Source organism: Pedobacter sp. 10L46_2, from assembly GCF_056395165.1.
The window spans coordinates 1-6,352 of record NZ_JBFTIZ010000244.1 but is presented as its reverse complement, the minus strand read 5'-3'; the positions used below and the strand labels follow the sequence as shown (position 1 = coordinate 6,352).

The following is a 6,352-nucleotide window of genomic DNA, read 5'->3' as shown; positions in this document are numbered from 1 at the left end:
TCTCTTACTTCTTTATAATCTCTAAGATAATAGCGGGCAGCAGATATATTGCTGCCCACTTTTATAGTATAGGCTTCTGGCGGTAATGCCTTAAATATATCTTCATCTGTATGATCATCGCCCAGGGCAATTATAAAATCGGGATTTTGATTGTATAACCAGTTTTGCGCAGCTTTACCTTTGTTTACTTCTATGTTTTTGAACTCTATAACCTTATTGCCCGGCATCATTTGCAAGCCTTTATCGGCAATGAACAGACGTAAATGATTTATGATCTCGTTGGCACGCAGTTCGCCCAATCCTTTTTCTACTTTTCTGTAATGCCATACTAAAGAATAACTCTTCTCTTCTATAAATGAACCCGGAGTTCTGTCTGTGTAGGTATCTAAAACTGCCTTAACCTCTTGTTTCCACTTATCTGTTAATAATGGAAGTGCTTTCCACTCTTCGTTAAGCTGCTTTTGCCAGGCACCATGTTCCGCAATCATATCCAGATTTAAATGTCCGAACCATTGTTGTAGGGTTTGATACCTGCGACCACTGATGAGTACTACCCGATTTGCCGGATCAGAACTCAGTTTATTTAATATATCATATAGTTCCTGATCTGGGGAAGCTTTGTCTATATCGCCATGAAAACCAACCAGAGTGCCATCGTAATCTAAAAATATGTATCGATCTTTTGATTTTTTATAATCTAATGCTATTTGATCTTTTACTGATTGTACTGCGTGTTTTGTTAATAGAGATTCTTGCAATTGTTTTACTTCTTTTAGTTTATCCATAAAATTTTTAACCCACAGGTGGATGTTGAATTTTTTAACGATATGTCTCATACTAGACATACGCGCATTTTGTTCTTCAATAGGCATATCTATTGCCCGTACAATTGCCCGCATAATGTCGCCAATGTTATTAGGGTTAACTATTAAAGCATCATTTAATTCTTTAGATGCTCCAGCCATTTCGCTTAAAACTAAAACACCATCGTTATTTGTACGGGAGGCCACATATTCTTTACTCACCAGATTCATTCCATCGCGCATGGGCGTTACCAGGCAGATGTCGGCCGTGCTATATAGAGCTGAAAGAAATTCAACAGAAAATGATCTGTAGAAATAATGAATGGGTACCCAGTCTATTGTCCTGAACCTTGCATTAATGTTACCGACCAGTTGATCAATATGATCCCTAAGCTCTTTATATTTAGGAACGGTATCTCTTGATGGCACTACAATCATATACAGTGCTATCTTTTCTTTGTATTCCGGATGGAGCTGAAGTAATAGTTCTAAAGCTTGTAAACGTTGAATGATACCTTTGCTGTAATCTAACCTGTCGATAGTTAGAATTATTTTAAGACCCTCCTGACTTGCTTTAAATGAAGCTGAGTGCTTAGCTACTTTTGCATGCATAGTTAGTTCTTCAAATTTATCAGCGTCAATTCCCATTGGAAAGGCTTCTACCACAACTTGCCGGTCTTTGTGAATGATCACATTATCTGATAACTTGCTAGTTGATAGCCTTGATGCAGCACTTAGAAAATGCCTTACATCGTCAAAGGTATGGAAGCCCAGAAGATCCGCTCCAAGCATACCTGAAATAAGTTCTTCTCTCCACGGGATCAATCTGAAAATTTCGTAAGATGGAAAAGGTATGTGCTGAAAGAAACCGATGGTAACCAAAGGTTTTTCTCTTCTGATTAGGCAAGGTAAAAGAAGTAGCTGATAATCGTGTATCCAAATGGTATCGCCATCATTAACTGCTTCTATTGCTGCATCTTTAAACTTTTCATTTACAGATTTGTATGAATCCCAATAGTCTTGCTCAAAGTTTGCATATGTGGTAAGGTAGTGAAAAACAGGCCAGAGTATCTCGTTCGAAAACCCTTCATAGTATAAATTAATCTCGTCTGTGGTTAAAAAGACAGGAATAAGATTAAGCGTGGCAAGTAGTTTTTTAACCTCTCCTTGCCGCTCTTTTGGAACATCTATGCCGGGCCAGCCGATCCAGACATTATTTCCTTGTTTATAAACGGAACCCAGGCCTGTTGCCAGTCCGCCTTCACTAGATCGAAGTATGTATTCACCGTTTTGTTCTGTAATCTTAACTGGTAAACGGTTTGATAGGATGATTGTTTTGTTATTAGTTAGCATATTATACTAAAACAACCAAGATAAAGCCTGTTTGTTTTAATAAATTAACTAAAGATCCTTAAGAAATGGTTTTCAAGGTGATTTCTCATCCCGTTTCTAAATAGTTCAGGTGAGCCATTTTCGAGGATGTCGATCAGTCCTTTATGAGATACGAATTTTTGAATTTGAGCAGGTTTTTTCAATAAACCACTATTGTGTACATAATCAAAAATTGGCAGCAGCATTTTTTGAAACCGTTTTAGTGTTTCATTACCTGCTATTTCATAGAGCTTTCCATGAAATATAATCTCATGATCAATATGGAATATGTGGTCTTTTGCGGTATCAGGCTCAGTTTTTACAATCTCTTTTAACTCTTCTATATCTTTTGGGGTAATGCGTTGAAAAAGCAGATCTGCCATTCCTATTTCCAGCACAAGTCTTAATTCAAATATCTCTCTAAGGGTATCCTGATCAAGGATATGAGGATTCATGCTCTTGCTCATGATACCGAAAATGTCGGGACTGGTAATCACAGAGCCCTTTTTTTTCTTCGTATCTATAAGTCCCATCATCCGTAATCTTAAAAGCGCTTCGCGGACAACGGTACGACTTACTCCCAGACTTCTGGATAGGTCTAATTCTGTAGGTATAATATCACCAACTCTTAATTTCCTTTCTACAAGGAGCTTAACAAGATTGGCTTCAACTTTATCAACCAGCGAACTGGTATCTAATTGAATGAGGGATTCAGTAGGGTTAGGCGTCATATTATGTTATACATATGTTTTTGTTGGTAGAAAGGGCTTAAAATAATGATTTAGCTCCTATTCCTATACAATGTTAATAAAAATAATATTAATATTTCTTGCAATATAGAAATATAAGTCACACCTTAGTCTTATTATGTTATACATAATGCTAAAACCTAACCAAAAGAACAATGAAAAGACTTTACCAAAAGTACGTTAGTCAAGTCCTGCTAACGTTAATTTTAAGCATAGCCATGCTTACTGTATCAGGCCAAAACTCTAAAATATCTGGACGGGTAGTAGATGCCAAAGGGCAGGGCATACCTATGGCTAGTGTTTTGATTAAAGGAACCAAAATTGGAACCGCCACAAATGAAACTGGTAATTATGCCATTGCTGCAAAAAGCGGAGATGTGCTGGTAATTAGCTATACCGGATTCATTACCCAACAAATTACCGTTGGAAATCAAAGTACAATAAACATTACGCTTGCAGAAGATACACAGGGACTGGATGAAGTAGTGGTTGTTGGATATGGTACCCAGAACCGAAGGAATGTAACTAATTCTATAGCGAAGCTTGATAAAGAAGTACTTGCAAGTACCCCACGTTCTAATATTGGTAGTGCACTGCAAGGTACTGTTTCTGGTTTGCAGGTAGTTAATAGTACAGGTCAGCCAGGTGCGTCTCCTTTAATTCTTCTCCGTGGCGGTGCTTCAATTAATAGTCCGGGCGCGCCATTGGTTATTGTTGATGGAGTTATAAGAGCATATAATGATATTGCATCAGAAAATATTGAATCTGTTGAATTACTTAAGGATGCATCTGCCACTGCAATTTATGGTGCGCGTGCTAACAATGGGGTGATTCTAATTACCACTAAAACTGGAAAAACAGGATCTGCTCGGATCTCTTATAAATTTACTGGTGGGTATAACCAAAACAGAGAGGGTTATAAATATATGGATGCTAAGGATTACATCTATTATACCCGCTTAGGTTATTTAAATGCGGGAAGAAGTCTCGACCAGGTAAATGCCTCCAGAGGTCTGGGACTCTCTACAAATCCTGCAGATCTTGCAACGTTTGATATTAAGAAATATGTAGCAGGCACAACAACTTTACCTGCTGGATGGGGTGTTCTCGACGACCCTTATGGAGGTCAGATTATGTATAAAGATCATGCTGGCGAGGTTGAGGACGTGTTATTTAGAAATACTTATACTAAAGATCACTACCTAAATGTTACAGGTGGAAATGATAAAGGGAAATACTTTGCTGCTTTTGATGCTTACAATGAAAATGGAGTAATTGTTGGTTCAAATTATAAGAGATACACCGGTGATGTGAACGGTTCTTATAAAGTTAAACCTAATATCGAGGTAAGTAGTGGTGTAAGTTTGTCTACTTCTTCTCAAATTGGTGCTATTGGAGGTGATGTTAATACACTATATCGTAATATGGCAATTTGGCCTACATTTAATCCATGGCTGGATGAAGCTAAAACCAATCCAAATCCAGGAAATGGAGTTACGGATGGTAACCCACTATATTGGTTAAATCGTCTAGATCGCTCAAATGAGGTAAACAGGGTAGTGGTTAATGGAGCTGTTAAATGGGATATTATTCCTGGCTTATACTTTAAGGCTACCGGAAATGCTTACCTATATGAAAAACTAGACCAATCTTTTCAAAAATCTACACAAACCTATGCCAATGTTTTTTCAGGAACTATAGGGAATAGTACAAGAAACTCTATATATACTTTTGCCAGAGATTTTCAGACTCAATACAATGGTATTTTGAATTACACCAAAACCTTAGGAGGCAAGCATAATTTTAATGTAATGGCAGGTGGTGAGTATTATAATGTGAATTCATATGCAATGCAGGTTTTCGGACAGAATGCACCTACAGATGATATTCCTACTGCTAATGCTTCTACAACCTTTGCTGCTGGAAGTGCAAACAACTATTCTACTAAATCTCAATATAAAATACTTTCAGCTTTAGGAAGATTTGCTTATGATTTTGATAATAAATATTTGTTTACAGCTGTATTCAGATTGGATGGTGTTTCTAGTTTAGCTGAAGATAACAGAAATGGTTTTTTTCCTGGTATGTCTGCTGGATGGAATGTGCATAAAGAGGATTTTTTTATTAATTCAGGGATAAGCAATTATATTTCTTCTTTAAAACCACGCATCAGTTATGGAGAAAATGGTAACGTTGCCGGATTGGGACGTTATGAGGTTCAGGGTGTTTATGCATTGCAAACTAATTATAATGGGTCTGCAGGTTTCTTAAATACAGGTGTAATTAATGGCAACTTGCGATGGGAAAAAAGTAAAACAACAGATGTCGGTTTAGATTTAGGTTTATTTAAGGACAGAGTTAGTTTAACTTTTGATTACTACGATAGAAGAACAAGTGATTTATTAACAAATCTTGATTTACCAAGCTATGTCGGTTTTGGTTCGTTAAGAACAAATCTTGGTACCTATCAGAATAAAGGATATGAATTTGCTATCAATGCAAACATCTTTGATAAAGGCGATTGGAAAATTAATGCCGGTGTAAATGCTTCATTTGTTAAGAATAAGATTTTACAATTACCATTTAACGGTAATGACAAAAATAGACAGGGTGGACTACAGATTTTTGATCCAAAATCCGGACAGGTTGTTTGGGTAGGTGGGTTACAGGAAGGACAGGCATTGGGAGATATTTATGGCTATAAACAGGTATCTGTTTTTAAGGATGATGCTGAAGTTGCTGCAATTGCCGGTAATCGTACTGATGCAATTGCGGGTATTACAGGGCCAAATCTTGCCGCAGGTAAAAACGGACGCATTACTGCAGGTGATGTTAATTGGCAAGATGTAAATGGAGATAACATTATAGATTCCAGAGATCAGGTTTATTTAGGTAATATTTTCCCTATATGGACTGGCGGTTTTAATACAAGCATTTCTTATAAAGGCTTATCCATGTATAACAGATGGGATTTTGCAGTTGGTCATACCATTTACAATGATTTGGTCGCCAGAACATTGGGTAACTACCAAGGAACCTTTAACTACATTGAATTGCAAAAACAAGCATGGTCGCCAACAAATACAGTTACAGATGTGCCAAAAGTTTATTATGCTGACCAGGTTGGAGGATCAAAACAGAATTATACAAGAGCAAATAATGGCAATGGAGTATTGAATAGTAACAACTCACGATTTTATGAGAAGGGTGATTATCTGGCTTTAAGAGAGGTGACACTTGCTTATACACTACCTAATAATTTGGTAAAGAAATCTAAGGTTCTTTCAAATATGAAAGTTTATATAACCGGTAGTAACTTGTTTTATATTACCAAGTTTTCTGGTCCCTCTCCCGAACCTCCGGTTAATACTGATGGTGTGGTTACTGGTATTTACACAGGTACTTATCCAACGGCAAGGTCATTCATTA

General features: G+C 37.0%; 3 protein-coding genes. 1 reads left to right on the top strand and 2 read right to left on the bottom strand.

Annotated features, from left to right (window positions below):
• Positions 1-2,156: bifunctional alpha,alpha-trehalose-phosphate synthase (UDP-forming)/trehalose-phosphatase (locus AC1DDX_RS20790; protein ID WP_477622517.1), on the bottom strand; the 2,156-nt coding region annotated here is incomplete at its 3' end.
• 44 nt (positions 2,157-2,200) lie between these two features.
• A complete protein-coding gene (locus AC1DDX_RS20785; RefSeq protein WP_172663018.1) occupies positions 2,201-2,905 on the bottom strand; it encodes a FadR/GntR family transcriptional regulator in 705 nt (234 codons plus the stop codon).
• Between the two features lie 173 nt (positions 2,906-3,078).
• On the opposite strand from AC1DDX_RS20785, the gene AC1DDX_RS20780 reads away from it, so the two are divergent.
• Positions 3,079-6,352, top strand: a 3,274-nt coding sequence (locus AC1DDX_RS20780) for a SusC/RagA family TonB-linked outer membrane protein (protein WP_477622516.1), incomplete at its 3' end; no start/stop codon positions are given.